Here is a 17,593-nt window from a genome sequence, read left to right as displayed (position 1 = left end):
CCTCCATGATCACCGCGGGCCTGCGCACACCGCGCATTCACCAAGGAGACACAAAGCTGTGAGCGAAACCAACATGATCGGTTGGGAGCAGGATTCGGACGGCATCGTCGTGCTGACGATGGACGACCCGAACCAGGGCGCCAACACGATGAACGATCTGTACAAGAAGTCGATGGCAGCCACCGTCGATCGGCTGGAGGCGGAGAAGGACACCATCACCGGTGTCGTGCTGACCTCCGCGAAGAAGACCTTCTTCGCCGGCGGCGATCTGAAGAACATGATGAAGGTCGGCCCGGACGATGCCGCGGCCCTGATGGACGAACTCGGCGAGATCAAGGGTTCGCTGCGGCGCCTGGAACAGCTGGGCAAGCCGGTCGTGGCCGCCATCAACGGCGCCGCGCTCGGCGGTGGACTGGAGATCGCGCTGGCGACCCACCACCGCATCGCGGCTGATGTGCCCGGTTCGCAGATCGGTCTGCCGGAGGTCACCCTCGGCCTGCTGCCCGCGGGTGGCGGCGTTATCCGTACCGTGCGCATGCTCGGCCTGCAGAACGCTCTGATGCAGGTGCTGCTGCAGGGCCAGCGCAATAAGCCGGCCAAGGCAAAGCAGATCGGTCTGGTCGACGAACTCGTCGGTTCGGTCGAGGAGCTGATTCCCGCCGCCAAGGCGTGGATCAAGGCCAACCCCGAATCCGGTGTGCAGCCCTGGGACAAGAAGGGCTTCAAGATCCCCGGCGGTACCCCGTCCTCGCCCGCTTTCGCGGCGAACCTGCCCGCGTTCCCGGCGAACCTGCGCAAGCAGCTCAAGGGTGCGAACATGCCCGCACCGCGCGCCATCATGTCGGCCGCGGTGGAGAGCGCGCAGGTCGATATCGACAATGCGTCGCTGATCGAGTCCCGCTACTTCGTGAACCTGCTCACCGGCCCGGTCGCGAAGAACATGATCCAGGCGTTCTTCTTCGACCTGCAGCACATCAACAACGGTGGCTCGCGGCCGAAGGACGTGCCGAAGAAGGAGATCAAGAAGGTCGGCGTGCTCGGCGCCGGCATGATGGGCGCCGGTATCGCCTACGTCTCCGCCAAGGCAGGCTACGAGGTCGTGCTGAAGGACGTCTCGCTGGAGGCGGCCGAGCGCGGCAAGGACTACTCGGTGAAGCTGGAGGAGAAGGCGCTCTCCCGCGGTAAGACCACCGAGGAGAAGTCCAAGGCGCTGCTGGACCGGATCACGCCGACCGCCGACGCGGCCGACCTCGCCGGAGTCGACTTCGTCGTCGAGGCCGTTTTCGAGAACACCGAACTGAAGCACAAGGTGTTCAAGGAGATCGAGGACGTCGTCACCCCCGACGCGCTGCTCGGCTCGAACACCTCCACGCTGCCCATCACCGGTCTGGCGGCCGGGGTGAAGCGCCAGGAAGACTTCATCGGCATCCACTTCTTCTCGCCGGTCGACAAGATGCCGCTGGTCGAGATCATCCGGGGTGAGAAGACCTCGGATGAGGCGCTGGCCAGGGTGTACGACTACACGCTCGCGATCAAGAAGACCCCGATCGTGGTCAACGACAGCCGTGGTTTCTTCACCTCGCGCGTGATCGGCACCTTCGTCAACGAGGCGATCGCCATGCTCGGCGAGGGCATCGAGCCCGCGACCATCGAGCAGGCCGGTCTGCAGGCGGGCTACCCGGCCCCGCCGCTGCAGTTGTCGGATGAGCTCAACATGAAGCTCATGCTGAAGATCGCCAGGGAGACCCAGGAAGCCGCGGCAGCGGGCGACACAACCATGGGTTCCAAGCCGCATCCGGCGCAGGAAGTCATCAGCTACATGGTCGAGGCGGGGCGTCCTGGCCGTCTGGAGAAGGCAGGCTTCTACGAGTACGACGAGAACGGCAAGCGCACCGGTCTGTGGCCGGGCCTGCGTGAGCACTTCAAGACCACGGCGGGCTTCACCGCTCCGTTGCAGGATCTGATCGACCGCATGCTCTTCGCGGAGGCGATCGAGACCCAGAAGTGCTTCGACGAGGGCGTGCTGACCTCGACCGCCGACGCCAATATCGGTTCGATCTTCGGCATCGGCTTCCCGGCATGGACCGGTGGTGTGCACCAGTTCATTGTCGGCTACCCGGGTGGTCAGGAGGCCTTCGTGGCCCGCGCCGACTACCTCGCCAAGACCTACGGCGAGCGTTTCGAGGTTCCGGCTTCGCTGCGCAAGTAGTCTTCGCGCCGAGTACTGCGAAGAAACCCGCCACCGTTTTCGCGGTGGCGGGTTTCGCCGTCTGTGTGGACGATCACCTGCCCTCGAAACTTCTCCCGTGTGCTCTCCCGCCGCGCTAGGTTGGATTATGTGCGGACCTGCCGGAAACCACGGTGCTCGGCTCAGACGCGGAGATGATCTCTGATTCGATGTGAGACGAGGTGATCACATGAATCCACAGACGAATTCGGGAAGCAAGGGCCCCGAATCGACTGCGGACGAATCGAATACGAATATTCAGGTACTTACCGACTTCACCGATGAACTGGAGGCGATGGGCCTGTCGGGCGCGGTGGAGATCGGTCGTGGCGGGTTCGGGGTGGTGTATCGCTGCATCCAGACCACGTTGGACCGGGTAGTCGCGGTGAAAGTGCTGTTTCCGGAGATCGACGCGGAGGGCAGAGAGCGTTTCTTGCGCGAAGAGCAGGCCATGGGCAGGTTGTCCGGTCATCCGAACATCGTCGACATTCTCCAGGTGGATGTCACCGCCACCGGTATGCCACTCATCGTGATGCCCTACTGCATGCGGGGGTCCCTGGAAAGACTCCTGCGTGAGCAGGGACCCTTGACTTGGTCGGACTCGTTACGGGCCGGGGTGAAGCTGGCCGGCGCTATCGAGAGCGCGCATCGTGCCCGGATTCTGCACCGAGATGTGAAACCGGCCAATGTCCTGCTCAGCGGTTACGGTGAGCCGCAGCTGACCGATTTCGGCATCTCGCGCATCCAGGGCGGGTTCCGTACCTCGAGCAGAATGATCACCGGTTCACCCGCGTTCACCGCGCCGGAGGTGCTCAAAGGGGAAGAGCCCACCGTCCGCTCCGATATCTATGGCCTCGGCGCGACATTGTTCGCGTTACTCACCGGGCACGCGGCGTTCGAGCGGCAGGCCGGTGAGCGAGTGGTCGCGCAGTTCCTGCGGATCACTACCCAGTCGGCACCGGATCTGCGCGAATACGATATTCCGCCGGATGTGGCAGCCATCGTCGAAAAAGCCATGTCGCAGAATCCGCGGGATCGCCCGCCCAGTGCCTATGCGTTCGGCGAAATGCTCCGCGAGGCGCAACGTGATCACGCTCAGCTGCCCGATGAGATGGCGCTGTTGAGTACCGCGCCCGAGCCGGAGTCGAAGCCGGCGGCCGCGGAGGCAGTAGGCGAGCCGACTGTGGCATGGACCGGTTCCCCGCCCGCGGTCACCGCACGGCGTAGCTGGCCATTGTCATTGCGACCCGCGGCCTCCCCCCAGGGTGGGGTAGCGGCCGCTACATCCATGCCACCGTCGGCGGCGACGAAATTTCGTCCACCGACACCGACCCATGAGCCGATACCTCGGCCACTTTTACTGGAGACCCTGCGCGCGGCCGGTCGGCGCAGGCTCGTGGTGATTCACGCACCCGCGGGATTCGGTAAGAGCATCCTTGCCGCGCAGTGGCGTGCTGAGCTCACCGAGCAGGGGGTCGCGGTCGCCTGGCTCGGTATCGACCGCTATGACGACAACGAGATCTGGTTTTTGGCCCATTTGCTCCAGACGATCCGCCGGGTACGTCCGGATATCGGTAACGGGCTGGATCAAATGCTGGAGGAACGGCCCGCCGACGCCGCCGCGTTCGTGATTCCCACGCTTATCAACGAGATCCACACCGCGGGTAAGACAATTGTCGTAATCGTCGACGACTGGCATCGAGTCACCGACCCTGGTGCGCAACAAGCGATGGAGGCCCTGTTGGACAGCGGCTGTCATCACCTGCGTTTCGTGGTGACCAGCCGGGAACAGACCGGGTTGCCGACCGGACGGATGCGCGTGGAGGACGAACTCGTCGAAATCGGCTCGGCCGCGTTACGCCTGACCGAGGCACAGGTCAACGAGATCTTGGTGGAACGTAACGGTTTTGTACTCACTCCCGAGCAGGTCAACGAGATCTATACGGCCACAGACGGCTGGCCCGCCGCCATCCAGCTCATGAGTCTTTCATTACGTGGTGCCGCTGACCCGGAGGAGCTGATCGCCACCTTATCGGCAGGCAATCACGGCATCCGTGAGTACCTTGCCGAGAATGTACTGGCCACATTGGAGCCGGGCATGCTCGAGTTCCTGATCTCGATCGCCGTGACCGAGCGGGTATGCGGTTCGCTCGCCGCGGCGCTATCCGGTGAGAAGGACGCCGAACAGTTACTCGAGCAGGCCGAGCAGCGTGAACTGTTCCTGCGGCGGATCGAGCACGACCCGGAATGGTTCCGGATGCAGCCGTTGTTCGCCGAGCATCTGCGCAACAAGGTCGAACGCACTGATCCGGAGAAATTGAAGTCGTTGCACCGCAAGGCTTCACGGTGGTACTCCGAGCACCGGATGTTGCGGAAGGCGGTTGATCACGCGCTGGCGGCTACTGATCTGGAGATGGCGCTGGACCTGCTCGAAGGCGGCGGCATGGACCTGATCGATGCGTCCAGGATGGCCACATTGCTGGACAGTGTGTCGAAACTACCAGCGCAGCAAGTGGCTTCGCGATCGAAACTATTGATGGCGGTGGCCAGGGCCAATGTCAGCATGCAGCAGTCAGGCGCGGCGCGTGTCGCATTGAGCAGGTTGTCGAACATCTTGTCCCACAGCTCGCCCGGTGATACCGATGTGCGGGTACAGCGCTGCCAGGCAGCGGTGCTCAGCGCGTGGGAACAGATCGCCCGTGACAATACCGAGGGCGTACTGGATCGGGCTACGAACTGCTTGCAGCACTCGGATGAATTGCCCGGGTGGGCGGTCTCGGCCGCGGCGAACTTGATCACCTTCATACGTTTGTGCGAGTTCGACTTCGAGGGCGCGACGAAGATCCAGGAATGGGCCGAGGAGTATCACCAGAGCTCCAGGGATCCGCTCAGTATCGTCTTCGGGCGATGTGGTCTCGGCGCCGCCGCCTACGAGCAGCTCGATATCACCACCTCCACCCGACGCCTCGAGGAGGCGTGTCAGTCGGCCAAGACGCGTGCGGGCCCCCGTTCGCAGGCGATGCGCACCGCTACCGCGCTGTTCGGCGAGCTGACCTACCGCCGTGGCGACCTGAAAACCGCTGATCAGCTCCTCGACGTGAGCTATGAATTGGCCGCGAGGATGGGATCGGTGGATTCGCTGATCTATATTTTCGTCGTCGGCGCCAAGGTCAAGGCGGCCAGCGGCGACCTGTATGCCGCGGCCACCAGGCTGGAGGCTGGTGCTCGTATCGCCGCGGATAAACAGCTGCCCCGGCTACGCGCGTACGTCCACGCCGAACAGTTTCGGCTGGGACTGCCGGTAGCCGCGGAGGATCGCGGGTACACCGATGTGGTCGAGTTCATGCCGCTGCAGATGGGCCACCGGCTGACCGGTATCGCCTTGCTCACCGCCGAAGCCGAGGAAATCGCCGCGATTCGCGCGCTGCTCGCCGAACGCTGGTTCGGCGCCAAAGACCAAGCGGTGCGCCGCGCCCGCGCCCTGCACGGCCACACGCTGGAGAAACATCGTCCACGCGCACAACTGGACGCTGCGATACTGCTCGCGGAATGTCTGGCTGCCGCGGGGTGGGTCGGCGAAGCGACCAATCTGCTGCTGCCTGCCCTGACGACCTGCGCGGATCTCGACTGGACCCGGCCGCTGCTCGACGCGGGACCCGGTGTGGTCGGCATCCTGCATGTGTTGCGCGCCGGCCTGCCCAAGGCGGCCGAGCTCGGCAACACCGAACTGCCCGCCGCGTTCCTGGGGAAACTGCTGAACGAGGCGGGCAATCAGGCCTTGTGACGAATTGGATTACGGCTGCCACCAGGGACGAAGTGGCACCGTCCAGTTGCCGTCGGCGGGCAGTTTGACGCCGAGCACCTGATGCAGTTGCACGACGTTGCGTTGGAAGCCCAGCTGGGATCCCGCCATATACAGACCCCATACTTTCGCGGTGCCCTCACCGGCTTCCGCGACGCAGGCATCCCAATTGGCGGTCAGGTTCTCGCACCATTCGCGCAGTGTCAACGCGTAGTGTTCGCGCAGGTTCTCCTCGTGCAAGACTTCGAGCCCGGTGTTCTGGATCTCGGAGATGATCCGGCCGGAACCGATCAGCTCGCCATCGGGGAACACGTAGCGGTCGATGAAATCGCCTGCCCTGGTGGTGCGGGTATTGTCAGGGCGAGTGATGCAGTGGTTCAGGAACAGGCCGCCGTCGCGCAGCTTGCTTTTGACGTAGCCGAAATAGGACGGATAGTTCTGCACGCCGATATGCTCGGTGAGGCCGATCGAGGACACCGCGTCGAAGCCGCTCTCCGGTACATCGCGGTAGTCGGAATGACGCACCTCGGCCAGCTCGGTCAAGCCCTCCTCGGCGAGTTTCCGCTGCGCCCACTCCGCCTGCGCGGCCGAGAGCGTCGCGCCGATGACCCGGACACCGCGCTTCGCGGCGTAGCGCACCATGCCGCCCCATCCGCAGCCGATGTCCAACAGCCGATCGCCTTCCCGCAACCGTAACTTCTCGAACACCAAGCGGTACTTGTTCTCCTGCGCCTGCTCCAGCGACCAGTCTTCCTTCCCGTAGACCGCGCAGGTATATGTCATGGACGGGCCGAGCACATGCTCGTAGAAGGTGTTCGAGACATCGTAGTGATGCTGGATGGCTCCGGCGTCCCTGGTTTTGGAGTGGAGCAGTCCCTCCAAGGCGATACGGCGCCAGCGCGGCAGGGTCTCCTGGGGCGGCGGAGCGATCGGCTTGATCCGCTCCCAGCCGAGTGAGCGTGCGATGGTCACCAGTGCCAGCGCCGACGGGCGGCGAAACTTCAGCTGGTTCATCGCCCGCAGGATGTCGTACGGATTGCCAGGGTGCACGCCGCCGACGGACATATCGCCTGCGATGTAGGCACGGGCCATACCCAGATCACCGGGGGCGTTCACCAAGTAATTGATGCCACGGGGGGTCCTGATGTCCAGTTGGAACTCGGAATTCTCCGGACCGGTAGCACTGCCGTCATAGGCGGTCAGCCGGATGGGGACGCTGCCATCGACGAGGGTCTCGAAGATCTCGGCAATGCTGAGCTTGGTTCCGAGGTCAGCGAAGACATCGGAGCGATCCTTGAATGTCGTCATCTGCGTTGCACCGCCTTCGAATACAAATCCAGTAAGCGCTGGTCCGGGTCATAACGTTGCTTCAGCTCGGTATAGGTGTTTCCGCCGTAGAGTGCGGCGAATTCATCGGGTTCGTAGAAGGAATCCGAGTACAGCGATTTGTGTCCGTGGAATTCGGTCACCACGCGTTCGATAGCGCGGTTGGTCGCTCCCTCCGGCTCTCCCGTCACCGTGGGTACCGCCGACCAGAATCCGACATTCACGTAGGTCCGGTTCGGTTCCAGCGGATACAGCGGCCAAGACCTTACCGCGGGCGTATCGGCCGCAACGCGGGTATCCGCTGGATTCGGGGTCTCGCGTAAGCGCAGCGGGCACAGCCAGATCGGTTCGATCGGAATCTCGCGCAGAAACCATTCCACGAAATCGGCGGTATGTTCTACCGGCACTTCGATGTCCTGTACCACTCGTTCGCGCGGCGGATTGCCCTTGCGGGCCTCCAGCTTGTCGCCGATGTGATATTTGTGATCGAGCGCTACGAGTTTCCAGTAGAAACTGCTGCGCCGGTAGCGTTTCGGCCAGAATCTGCGGATCCGCGGATTCTGTGCGCCGAACGCGCGGGAACACCAGAACCAATCGGTATCCCAGCGCCACAGATAATCGTGGATGGTCAGCCGGTCGTATGCGGCCGCCGCAGCGCCGTCCCCGGGCGCAGCGCCGTCATGCCGGATCGATTGGTAGAAGATGTCCATCCCGGTGTAGTCGCTGATCGGGCCCGGCTCGTCGGTCTGGCGGCCGAGCGTCAGGTAGCTCTCCTCGGCGGAGAACACCACACCGTCGAGATAGTCGACCCGCTCACCCGCGTAGGTTTTGTCCGTGACGATCGCCGCGAGAGTCGCTTCCAGTTCACGCAGATCATGAAAGCGTAGGTGCCGCAGGGCGACATACGGTTGTACCCGCTCCAGCTCGATTTTCAACCGCACGGTGTAGCCCAGCGTGCCGTAGGAGTTCGGGAACCCGCGAAAGAGATCGGCGTGCTCGTTGTCCGGTGTCGCGGTCACGAGCTCGCCCGCGCCGGTCAGGACATCCATCTCCAGTACCGACTCATGGGGCAGGCCATTGCGGAACGAGGTGGATTCGATACCGAGCCCGGTGACAGCTCCACCCAGTGTGATCGTCTTGAGCTGCGGAACGACAAGGGGCGCCAGCCCGTAGCGCAGAGTGGTGGCCACGAGATCCTCGTAGGTGGTCATTCCCGCGACATCGGCGGTCCTCGCCACCGGATCCACCGCGATGACCTGGGTCAGGCCGGAGACGTCGAGCCCGGGCGCGGTGGTCTCGGCCCTGGCACGGAAAAGGTTCGAGGTCTTCTTGGCCAACCGGACGTCGGCATGCGCGGGGATCGCGTGGTAACTCGCCAGGAGACGGTCCACGCCCGCTCGATGCGCGGCAAATCCTGATTCGTGTACGGCCGGTGCGTGTCCGGCCCTCCCTAACAGACTCACTGCCACCCCTAGAAGTTAGTACGGACCAAACCGCAAGGCCACCGGATAACCGCGATCACGGAGAAATGTCACTCATACGTTCTGTAATGGGATACCGAATTGTCCGGAGAAGTTCGCCACACGCCGCGCCCGTCCCGCTTTCTTCTGGTTGGACAGGGCAGGATGGAGATCCGTCGAGACAATTGCGGCAGGACACATCACAGCAGGACAAGGAGCTCATTGTGGGATTGGTCAGCGCCAGTAGTTCGATCGTGGTAGCGGCGCAGCCGCAACGGGTGCTCGAGGCGATCGCCGACTACGACACGGTGCGCCCGCGCATTCTCTCCGCGCACTACCGCGATTACGCGGTGCTGGAGGGCGGCAAGGGCGCGGGAACCGTCGCGCAGTGGACCCTGCAGGCCACCCAGAAGCGCTCCCGTAATGTCCACGCGGTGGTTTCGGTATCGGATTCCGCTGTCACCGAGCGTGATTCGAACTCCACGATGGTCAACACCTGGACTGTTGCCCCGGAAGGCGCCGGTACGCGGGTCACGGCGCGTACGACCTGGCAGGGCGCGGGAGGTATCTCCGGGATCTTCGAGGGGATCTTCGCGCCGTCGGGGCTGAAGAAGATCCAAGCCGAGGTGCTCGGGAATCTGCAGCGCGAACTGTCCTGATTCGCGCGGGCGACAGCCCGGGATCGGGCTGTCGCCCGGGGTGGCTAGGCCGCGCCGATATCGAAGAGGTTGCCTTCCGGGTCGGCCAGTGTCACCCACTTCACGCCGTACTCGTCGAAATCGCCGATACGCTTGGCACCGAGGGCGATCACCCGGTCTACCTGATCGTGCCAGTCGGTGGCGCTCAGGTCCAGATGGATCACATTCTTACCCGGGTTCTTATCGGGTACGCGGAGGAACATCAGAACCGGAGTGGCGCCCGCGGTCCGGCCGACGGTGGCGAACTGTGTATTGGCGCCGGGGTCGACCGGCACCTCCAGCAGTTGCGACCAGAAACCGGCGAGCGCGGCCGCGTCTGCGCAGTCGATGGTGATGTGGGCGAAAGTGATCGGCATGAATATCCTCCTTGTTCACGGCTGGGCGATGGGCCAGCACACTTCGGTTCGGTAGGTGGTCGGATCATCGGACTGGCCAGGGCCGTGCAGGTACAGCTCCCGGATCGGAGCGGGCACCGTGACGTCGTATTCGGCGACGTAGCTGCCCAATGCGCCGTAGGTGCGGTCGACATCTTCGAAGGGGCCATCGTGCACGGCGACGGCGAAACGGTGTTCGGGCATGTCGATGGCGGAGAGCTGCGGCGGCAGAACAATATTCGGATCGGCAACAGGGACGAACGCGACGACCTCGCCCGCATCCGCTTCGAAGAAGTCGTCGGCGAAAGTGGCTCCGCCAACTCCGGCGGGCGCGATACCAGCTGTGGCCAGGGTTGTATACAGCAGCGAGAACGTCGTATGGCACCACTCGCTGATACCGTCCTTGGCTACCACCGCGCGGATACCTGCCGCGGAAAACGCCGGGGTCGTGCGGTACTCCACGGTGATCGGTGGTCTTGGTGTCAGCAGCGAGCGCAGCGACGCCACCACCGCCCTGGTGCGGTCCAGCTCTTCTTCCATCCGGGTCAGATGCGTGCGCAGCGCGGTATTGCGGGTGTCCTCATCCGGTGCGTCGAGCACCGCGCGGATCTCCGGAAGCGGCATATCCAATTCGCGGAGCCGCCGGATCAGCTGTGCTTGCGCGACCTGCGATATCGAGTAGCGCCGGTAGCCCGAATTCGTGTCGACGCCGATCGGAGTCAGTAGTTCGATCTCGTGGTAGTAGCGCAATGTCTTCACGCTGAGGTGACTCAGCCTGGAGAACTCCCCGATGGGGACGATTGCTGTCATGGTTTCAGCCAATACCCTCCAGTGGTGGGAGGGTCAACTTCCCGGCTGACTCGGGTCGTGCCCGACGGCTGCCGCGACAGGACTAGGCTGACCGGTGACACCTTCTTCAGAGAGGATCCTCCGTGCAGCCAGGTGGTCAGTTCGATATGCAGCAGTTACTCGCCCAGGCGCAGCAGATGCAGCAGGCGGTACTGGAAGCCCAGGCCGAGATCGCGGCGACCGAGGTAGACGGCGCGGCCGGTGGTGGGCTGGTCAAGGTCACTATCAAAGCGACCGGTGAAGTGGTGTCGCTGACCATCGACCCCAAAGCCGTCGATCCTGATGATGTAGAGACCTTGCAGGATCTGGTGATCGGTGCGGTCAACGAGGCGATGGCCACGGCGCAACGCCTCGCCACGGAGCGGCTCGGACCATTGTCCGGTGGCCTCGGTGGCGGTTCGCTGCCCGGTCTCTGAGCCGGAGCGGCAGGTGTACGAGGGGCCGGTCCAGGATCTGATCGACGAATTGGGCAAGTTGCCCGGCGTCGGTCCGAAGAGTGCGCAGCGTATCGCCTTTCACTTGCTTCAGGTGGAACCGCCGGAGATCGATCGGTTGCAGGTCGCTTTGCAGAAAGTGCGTGATGGCATCAGGTTCTGCGCGCTGTGCGGGACCGTCGCCGACGGTGAGCTGTGTCGTATCTGCGCCGACCCGCGCCGAGACCGATCCATGATCTGTGTGGTCGAAGAGCCCAAGGACGTGCAGGCGATCGAACGCACCAGGGAGTTCGGTGGTCGCTACCACGTACTCGGCGGTGCACTCGATCCACTCAGCGGTATCGGCCCCGACCAGCTGCGGATCCGGGAGCTGTTGGCGCGCATCGGCAACCAGGAGGACGGCATCGATATCACCGAGGTGATTATCGCGACCGATCCCAATACCGAAGGTGAGGCCACCGCCACCTACCTGGTTCGGATGCTGCGTGATTTCCCAGGCTTGCGCGTGACCAGACTGGCCTCGGGTCTGCCGATGGGTGGCGATCTGGAATTCGCCGACGAGCTGACCCTCGGCCGCGCGCTGTCCGGGCGCCGTGCGTTGTAACCGGTTCTCCGGACCAGGTCCTACGGCTGCGGGTACCGAGCGGTGGCCGTGGGCGGGGATAGCTGACGGCAGAGTTCTCAGAGTTGGTTGCCGTTGTCACAGCATGACACGGGACCAGGTCGGGTCCGTGAAGTGAGTGCGGTTGTCGTTGGCCCAATCCCAGATGAGAGCGGAGACAGTGGCGGGGTCGGTGATCGTGGTGCCGAAGTGCTTATCGGGAGAACCGTCTCGGTATTCGAGTGTGTACATACCGGAGCTGTCGCGATAAGTCTGGATGTAGAACTGCGCCTCGCGCTCGACAATCAGATACGGATTCGGCGGGAGCAATTCCGGTACCCACTGTTCGGCAAGTGCCTTGGTCAGATAAGGGAATTCGCCTGCGCCGCCGTGGGTGACCTTGGCCGCGATATGCCCGGAGGGGTCGATCAGCCAGGCCAGCTGCGGGTCGTAGACGGCGTAGTCCAGCGGCGTCGCGAGTTCGAACAGTAGACGGCGGACGAAGCCGACCGAATCATAGGGGCAGGGCACATACAGCGCTGTGCCGGTACTCGCACCGCCTACCGGGATGGTGCTGAGAAAGCTGTCTTCTTCGGGCAGCGCCTCGTTGCGTTTGTTCAGCTCGGCCGCGATATCCGAGACCGTCCCCGCCTCGGGGATACCCTGTTGAGTGCTCAGATAAGCCTCGACCTGCTCGATCGATGACGCGAACCCGGATGGCAGCAGTACGTGGTCATAGCTCATTCGGGCCAGGGTACGGAAGTGCGTAGGCGCGGCGGCGGACCGTATCGTCCTCGGCGCACCGGCAGCCGCCCGCGAGATTGTGGCAATCGATGACGAAGGCGTGCCTGGAGTGGGTGGAATCGATGCACTGCTCCTCGGTGCATTCGGTGATCCAGCTCGCGTGCACGATCAGGGTGCCGTGGCAATGATTCGATGTGGTTTCGCGAGATGAACAACTTGGTGTACGCATGCGACCTCCTCGCAAGATCAGAGTTGTTGTTCTGTGCTGTCGTTGTGGGCACCAGATCTGATTCCCGGTACCTCCCCGGCGTCGCGCCTACTGGACGCCACTGCCATTTCCGACCATCTCGCAACCATTCCGCAATCTTCGGGCTGCGACCGTAAGCGTTTCGCTATCTCGCTGGATCATACGGTCCTACATGCGAAAATTACAGCAAGGTTTATCGAATTTATGCCAAGAGATACTGAGGCTGAACGTGGAAGGGGGCATATGGGCGGGAGTTGGCGATCATCAGGCAACAATGCGTTGTCGCGGCACGATCGGCGTGGTGACGTTGGGTGAGCGGTGGCAGGAGGAAGTGACCGCTACGCGGGAGCGTGCGCGGTTCGCGTCTTCCCGCGCGGCGGGAGTCGAGTCCACCGCCTATGCCGAATGCGGCCGTCCGGCTGATGCGTGCGGCGCTCATGGCGCGGGCTACTGCGACGAATCGGTGGATGCCCGCGGTATGGTACGGCCGCTGTGGGGCGCATTGTCCCGTGCGCTCGCCTGCCTCGGTCACGATGGCCTCGGCGTACTGGACAGCCGGGTACGCAGGCGGATCGCTGCCGATGGCATCACCTCCCCCGAGACCGATACCGCGGTTGAGACCGCGACACCGAGACCATGGTGTATCGATCCGATTCCCCTGATGCTCTCCGCGGCCGACTGGACTCGGCTGGCGGCGGGCTTGGAACAGCGCTCACGGCTGCTCGATGCGGTGCTCACCGACGTGTACGGTCCACGAAGGACACTCAGTTCCGGTTTGCTCGCACCGGAGGTGGTGTTCGGCAGCCGCGGGTATATCCGGGCCGCGCACGGCATCACCGTGCCGGGACACAATCAGCTGTTCATATACGGCTGCGATCTCAGCCGATGGAGCGATGGGCGATTCCGGGTATTCGCCGACCGGGCCCGGATACCGTCCGGGATCGGATACGCGGCGGCGGGCCGCGAGGTTGTCGCTGCGGCGTTTCCGGAGTTGCTCGAGCACGTGAATCCGCGTCCGTTGATGCCTTTCGCCAGGATGATGCGGTCGATGCTGATCGAATCGGCGCGCGCCGCCGACGAGCCGGTGGTCGTGGTGTTCAGCCCGAGCGTGTGCGCGGAGACCGCGTTCGAGCAGGTCTATCTCGCATCGATGCTCGGTTTTCCGCTGGTGGACAGTGCGGATCTGGTGGTGAGCGACGGAGCGCTGCGGCTTCGGTCGTTCGGCAGGTCGCGGCGGGTCGATGTAGTGCTGCGTTGGGTGGACGCCGAGTTCACCGATCCGTTGGATCTGTGCCAGGAAGCACGGTTCGGTGTGCCAGGACTGGTCGATGTGGCCCGTCGTGGTGCGGTGACCGTGGTGAATACCCTGGGTAGCGGGTTGTTGGAGAGCCCGGCGCTGGCCGGTTTTCTGCCAAGGATGTCGCGGGCGTTGCTCGGTGAGGAATTGCTGTTGGAGAGTGTGCCTTCGTATTGGGGTGGCGACGACCGAGAGCGTAAGTACCTGCTCGCGAATCTGGACACGTTGATCATCCGCTCCACGGTCGATGGGGTCATCCTGTCCGGTCCGGAATTGAGCCGTGCGCAGCGAGACAGCTTGAAAAGCAGGATCGATGCGTGCGGATGGCAGTGGGTCGGCCGAGAACCGGCGCAGTTCTCCGTCGCACCCTCGGTACGGGATCGATGCGGGCTTGCCTCGGTGCCGATCGGTATACAACTTTTCGCATTGGCCCACCGCGGTGGCTATACCGTGATGCCAGGCGGCCTCGGCCATAACGCGGCCCGGCCACTACAGCGCAGCCTGCCCGACCGCGTTATGACCGAGGCCGCCGCCAAAGATATCTGGGTGTGCTCCGCGCCGTCCGCCGCGCCGCCATCGGCGGAACGCGACCAGCGCGTTATTCCCGGCACGGCCGGTATACCACCACGGTGAGGTAGCGCATGGATCGCCGAGTGAGTGCTACCGGTGGCGCTGTACGGCGCTATCAGGCAGAGCACCGCACCACATACTCCTACTCCGGAGAGGTCGGCAGCTCATATGGACGTGCGTATCTGACGCCACGTGATACGCGAGGTCAGCGATTGCTCGCGCACGATATCCACATCGACCCCGCGCCGTCGGACCGATCGGTCGGCACGGATGTCTACGGCAATATCACTTCCTACTTCCATATCACCGCCACCCACCGCGTTCTCACAGTGCGTGGTGAGTCGTTGGTCGAGGTGGACTCGTCCACGGGTAATACAGCCGACCACGCCGTGCTTCCATGGGAGCAAGCACGCCCGAACAGCGAGAACGGGGTGTTCGCCGTGGATTACGCCCTCGATGATTACGCCTTCGATCGGCATCCGTCGGAGGTCGCTCGGGAGATCATCGCGTACGCGGCCGAATCGCTGCTACCCGGCAGGCCACTCGGCGCTGCGCTGGCTGAGCTGAACACCCGCATATACACCGATTTTCGATACAAGTCCGGTGCCACGACAGTGTCCACCGAGGTAGCTGAGCTGTTCGTGGCACGCGCGGGCGTCTGTCAGGACTTCGCGCGCCTGGTCATAGCCTGCTTACGGTCGCACGGCCTCGCCGCCAGATATGTATCCGGCTATCTGGCCACCGATCAGCCGCCGGGAAGGGCAGGCAGGCTCGGCACTGCCGCCACACACGCTTGGGCGGCGGTATGGGTGCCAGGCGCAGGCGAGTACGACCGCACCGGTTACTGGATCGACCTCGACCCGACCAATGACCAGTTCGGTGACGAGCGGTACATCACCCTCGCATGGGGCCGGGACTATACCGATATTCCTCCGTTGCGCGGCGTCAGCTATACCGACGCGAAAGACAGCACGATCACCGTTTCGGTCGATGTCCGCGTGGTCGAGGTGTGATCAGGCGCGTAAGCGTTCCCGGCGGAGCTGCTCGACCTCGGGAAGTTCGAGCGGGGCCAGCTCGGTGACACCGAGTGCGCGCATCAGCAGCAGATCGGCGAGCTCGGGGTTCCGAGCGAGCACGGGACCGTGTAGATAGGTTCCGATCACCGAACCCTGCACCGCTCCCTCCAGCCCATCGCCGACGCCATTGCCGACGCCCCGGCTGACCCTGGCGAGGCCGGTCGCCTCGGTGCCGAGTTCGGTGCCACCGCGATGGTTCTCGAAGCCGGTGAGCGCCATGGTGAGCCCGTCGAGCAGCGGCGTGGTGGTCACCTCACCGATGGCGCGTTTATGCCGTGGGGTGGTGGTGGCATCGAGCATGCCGACGCCGTCCACTCGCTCGCCCGCAGAGGTCTCATACCATTGGCCTAGTACCTGGATGGCCGCGCAGATCGCGAGCACCGGAGCGCCTTTCGCGGCTGCCCGTTGTAAGCCGGGATAACGCTGCAGATGCCTGGTGGCCAACCGCTGTGCGGAATCCTCCGCACCGCCGAGGGTGTAGAGATCCAGTGAATCGGGCACCGGCTCGGGCAGGTTGATATCGATGATCTCGGCGGCATAGCCGCGCATCCGCAGCCGTTGGCACAGCACGAGCGCATTGCCGCCGTCGCCGTAGGTGCCCATGACATCCGGCAGTACCAGACCGATACGAACAGTTGATTCGCTCACGCGGGTTGCTCCTCTAGCGCTCGGTTCAGGTCACGGAATGCGGTGTAGTTCGCCAAGACCTCGACGTGGCCTGCCGGGCAGGAGGCGATGGCGCGCACCGGATCCGGCACCGTGGTGTGTGATACGCCAGCGTAGGTGAGTCGTACCGAGAGGTCGGTTGCGCGTTCGCCCGCCGCGACCACCTGTACGCCTTCGAAGTGTTCGAACCGTACGTCCCACAGCCAGGACAGGTCTTCGCCGTCGGGTACTTGGCCGTTCACCGCGATCACCAGCCCCGCCGAGGTGGGTTCGATCATCGACAACGCTTCTTGCCACCCGGCCGGGTTCTTCGCCAACAGCAGTCGTGCGTCGTGCTCGCCGACCTGCACCGTGCGATAGCGGCCCGCGATCTCCCGCACGGTGCCGGTGGCCGCGGCCGCTTGTCCGGCATCGGCGCCCAGCGCGACCGCGGCGGCCACTGCCTGCGCGGCATTACCGCGATTGGCCCGGCCGGGCAAAGCGAGTTTCAAGGGAAAGCGCTCCCCTCGCGGGCCGATCAGCTCATCTCCGTCGAGCCACCAATCCGGTTCGGGACGGTGGAAATCCGCGCCGGTGCTGTGCCAGTGGGTGCCTTCCCAGAGGATCGGCTCTCCACTGCGCGGGCAACTGGTGGCGTCTACTGCCCAGCCACTGCCCGCGGCGACCCACACCACATTGGGGTGGTCGTAGGCGATCGAGGTGACCAGTACGTCGTCGCAGTTCGCGATCACCACAGTGGCCGGGTGCCGCGCCAGTCCCGCCCGCAGTTTGCGCTCGATCATGTTGATCTCGCCGACCCGGTCGAGCTGATCTCGGCTGAGATTGAGCAGCACTACCGCCGAGGGGTTCAGCGAGTCGGTGACGTGTGGCAGATGCAGTTCGTCCACCTCGATCGCGGCCAGCGGCGCGGATCGGTGCGCGTTGAGCGCGGCGACGATACCCGCGTCCATATTGGCGCCATCGGCCTGGGTCGCGACCGCGCCGAGGGTGCTGAGCGCGGCCGTGGTCATCCTGGTGGTGGTGGATTTACCGTTGGTGCCGGTCACCAGCACGGTGCGCCGTCGCTGTCCGAGCTGGTCCATAACCGTCGGGTCGATCTTCAAAGCGATCAAGCCGCCGATCATCGAACCTTTGCCGCGACCTGCCTTTTGCGAGGCCCACGACGCCGCGGCTGCCGCCGTCAGCGCGAGTCGCCCGCGCACCGATATATCTGCCACGCCGA

At 64.0% G+C, this 17,593-nt stretch carries 15 protein-coding genes; 7 read left to right on the top strand and 8 right to left on the bottom strand.

Features of this window, described 5'->3' with window-relative positions; genetic code table 11:
• The first annotated feature begins 58 nt into the window (after positions 1 to 58).
• Both ACL02S_RS16895 and ACL02S_RS16890 read left to right on the top strand, forming a co-directional pair.
• Positions 59 to 2,209 (top strand): 3-hydroxyacyl-CoA dehydrogenase NAD-binding domain-containing protein, encoded by a 2,151-nt coding sequence (locus ACL02S_RS16895; RefSeq protein ID WP_412803383.1) that lies wholly within the window; start codon positions 59 to 61, stop codon positions 2,207 to 2,209.
• 208 nt (positions 2,210 to 2,417) lie between these two features.
• On the top strand, positions 2,418 to 6,011 hold the full coding sequence (locus tag ACL02S_RS16890) for a protein kinase domain-containing protein (RefSeq protein ID WP_412803382.1): 3,594 nt from the start codon (positions 2,418 to 2,420) through the stop codon (positions 6,009 to 6,011).
• A gap of 9 nt (positions 6,012 to 6,020) precedes the next feature.
• On the opposite strand, the gene ACL02S_RS16885 is transcribed toward ACL02S_RS16890, so the two are convergent.
• Both ACL02S_RS16885 and ACL02S_RS16880 read right to left on the bottom strand, forming a co-directional pair.
• On the bottom strand, positions 6,021 to 7,337 hold the full coding sequence (locus ACL02S_RS16885; protein ID WP_412803381.1) for a class I SAM-dependent methyltransferase: 1,317 nt from the start codon (positions 7,335 to 7,337) through the stop codon (positions 6,021 to 6,023).
• Positions 7,334 to 8,818, bottom strand: coding sequence for an FAD-binding oxidoreductase (locus tag ACL02S_RS16880; protein WP_412803380.1), 1,485 nt, complete (start codon positions 8,816 to 8,818; stop codon positions 7,334 to 7,336). The genes ACL02S_RS16885 and ACL02S_RS16880 overlap by 4 nt, the downstream gene beginning before the upstream one ends.
• 221 nt (positions 8,819 to 9,039) lie before the next feature.
• Here ACL02S_RS16880 and ACL02S_RS16875 point away from each other — a divergent pair, with 221 nt between their 5' ends.
• A complete protein-coding gene (locus ACL02S_RS16875) occupies positions 9,040 to 9,474 on the top strand; it encodes an SRPBCC family protein (protein WP_412803379.1) in 435 nt (144 codons plus the stop codon).
• 44 nt (positions 9,475 to 9,518) lie between these two features.
• Here ACL02S_RS16875 and ACL02S_RS16870 read toward each other — a convergent pair whose 3' ends face one another.
• Positions 9,519 to 9,869, bottom strand: a complete 351-nt coding sequence (locus tag ACL02S_RS16870) for a VOC family protein (RefSeq protein WP_412803378.1) — start codon at positions 9,867 to 9,869, stop codon at positions 9,519 to 9,521.
• A 15-nt stretch (positions 9,870 to 9,884) separates the two neighbouring features.
• Positions 9,885 to 10,697, bottom strand: a complete 813-nt coding sequence (locus tag ACL02S_RS16865) for a MerR family transcriptional regulator (RefSeq protein WP_412803377.1) — start codon at positions 10,695 to 10,697, stop codon at positions 9,885 to 9,887.
• A 122-nt stretch (positions 10,698 to 10,819) separates the two neighbouring features.
• Between ACL02S_RS16865 and ACL02S_RS16860 the strand changes: the two genes are divergently transcribed.
• Positions 10,820 to 11,152 carry a YbaB/EbfC family nucleoid-associated protein gene (locus ACL02S_RS16860; protein ID WP_412803376.1) on the top strand — a complete coding sequence of 111 codons (333 nt, stop codon included), beginning with the start codon at positions 10,820 to 10,822 and terminating at the stop codon, positions 11,150 to 11,152.
• Positions 11,153 to 11,165: 13 nt separating this feature from the next.
• Complete coding sequence (gene recR, locus ACL02S_RS16855) at positions 11,166 to 11,774, top strand: recombination mediator RecR (protein ID WP_412803375.1); 609 nt, start codon at positions 11,166 to 11,168, stop codon at positions 11,772 to 11,774.
• Positions 11,775 to 11,870: 96 nt separating this feature from the next.
• Here recR and ACL02S_RS16850 read toward each other — a convergent pair whose 3' ends face one another.
• Positions 11,871 to 12,515: a hypothetical protein gene (locus tag ACL02S_RS16850; protein ID WP_412803374.1), complete on the bottom strand. Its 645-nt coding sequence runs from the start codon at positions 12,513 to 12,515 to the stop codon at positions 11,871 to 11,873.
• Positions 12,505 to 12,744 carry a hypothetical protein gene (locus ACL02S_RS16845; protein WP_412803373.1) on the bottom strand — a complete coding sequence of 80 codons (240 nt, stop codon included), beginning with the start codon at positions 12,742 to 12,744 and terminating at the stop codon, positions 12,505 to 12,507. Before ACL02S_RS16845 ends, ACL02S_RS16850 begins: the two co-directional genes overlap by 11 nt.
• A gap of 319 nt (positions 12,745 to 13,063) precedes the next feature.
• Here ACL02S_RS16845 and ACL02S_RS16840 point away from each other — a divergent pair, with 319 nt between their 5' ends.
• Both ACL02S_RS16840 and ACL02S_RS16835 read left to right on the top strand, forming a co-directional pair.
• Positions 13,064 to 14,692, top strand: a complete 1,629-nt coding sequence (locus ACL02S_RS16840; protein WP_412803372.1) for a circularly permuted type 2 ATP-grasp protein — start codon at positions 13,064 to 13,066, stop codon at positions 14,690 to 14,692.
• 20 nt (positions 14,693 to 14,712) lie between these two features.
• Positions 14,713 to 15,642, top strand: coding sequence for a transglutaminase family protein (locus tag ACL02S_RS16835; protein ID WP_412803371.1), 930 nt, complete (start codon positions 14,713 to 14,715; stop codon positions 15,640 to 15,642).
• On the opposite strand, the gene ACL02S_RS16830 is transcribed toward ACL02S_RS16835, so the two are convergent.
• Both ACL02S_RS16830 and ACL02S_RS16825 read right to left on the bottom strand, forming a co-directional pair.
• Positions 15,643 to 16,353, bottom strand: coding sequence for a type 1 glutamine amidotransferase (locus tag ACL02S_RS16830; protein ID WP_412803370.1), 711 nt, complete (start codon positions 16,351 to 16,353; stop codon positions 15,643 to 15,645). It abuts the gene before it with no gap.
• Positions 16,350 to 17,588, bottom strand: coding sequence for a MurT ligase domain-containing protein (locus ACL02S_RS16825; RefSeq protein ID WP_412803369.1), 1,239 nt, complete (start codon positions 17,586 to 17,588; stop codon positions 16,350 to 16,352). Before ACL02S_RS16825 ends, ACL02S_RS16830 begins: the two co-directional genes overlap by 4 nt.
• Positions 17,589 to 17,593 lie beyond the last annotated feature (5 nt).

Origin of the sequence: Nocardia spongicola (assembly GCF_047200775.1) — a bacterium.
Taxonomy (GTDB): domain Bacteria; phylum Actinomycetota; class Actinomycetes; order Mycobacteriales; family Mycobacteriaceae; genus Nocardia.
The sequence above is the reverse complement of the archived record's forward strand: the minus strand, read 5'-3'. Positions and strand labels throughout refer to the sequence as shown.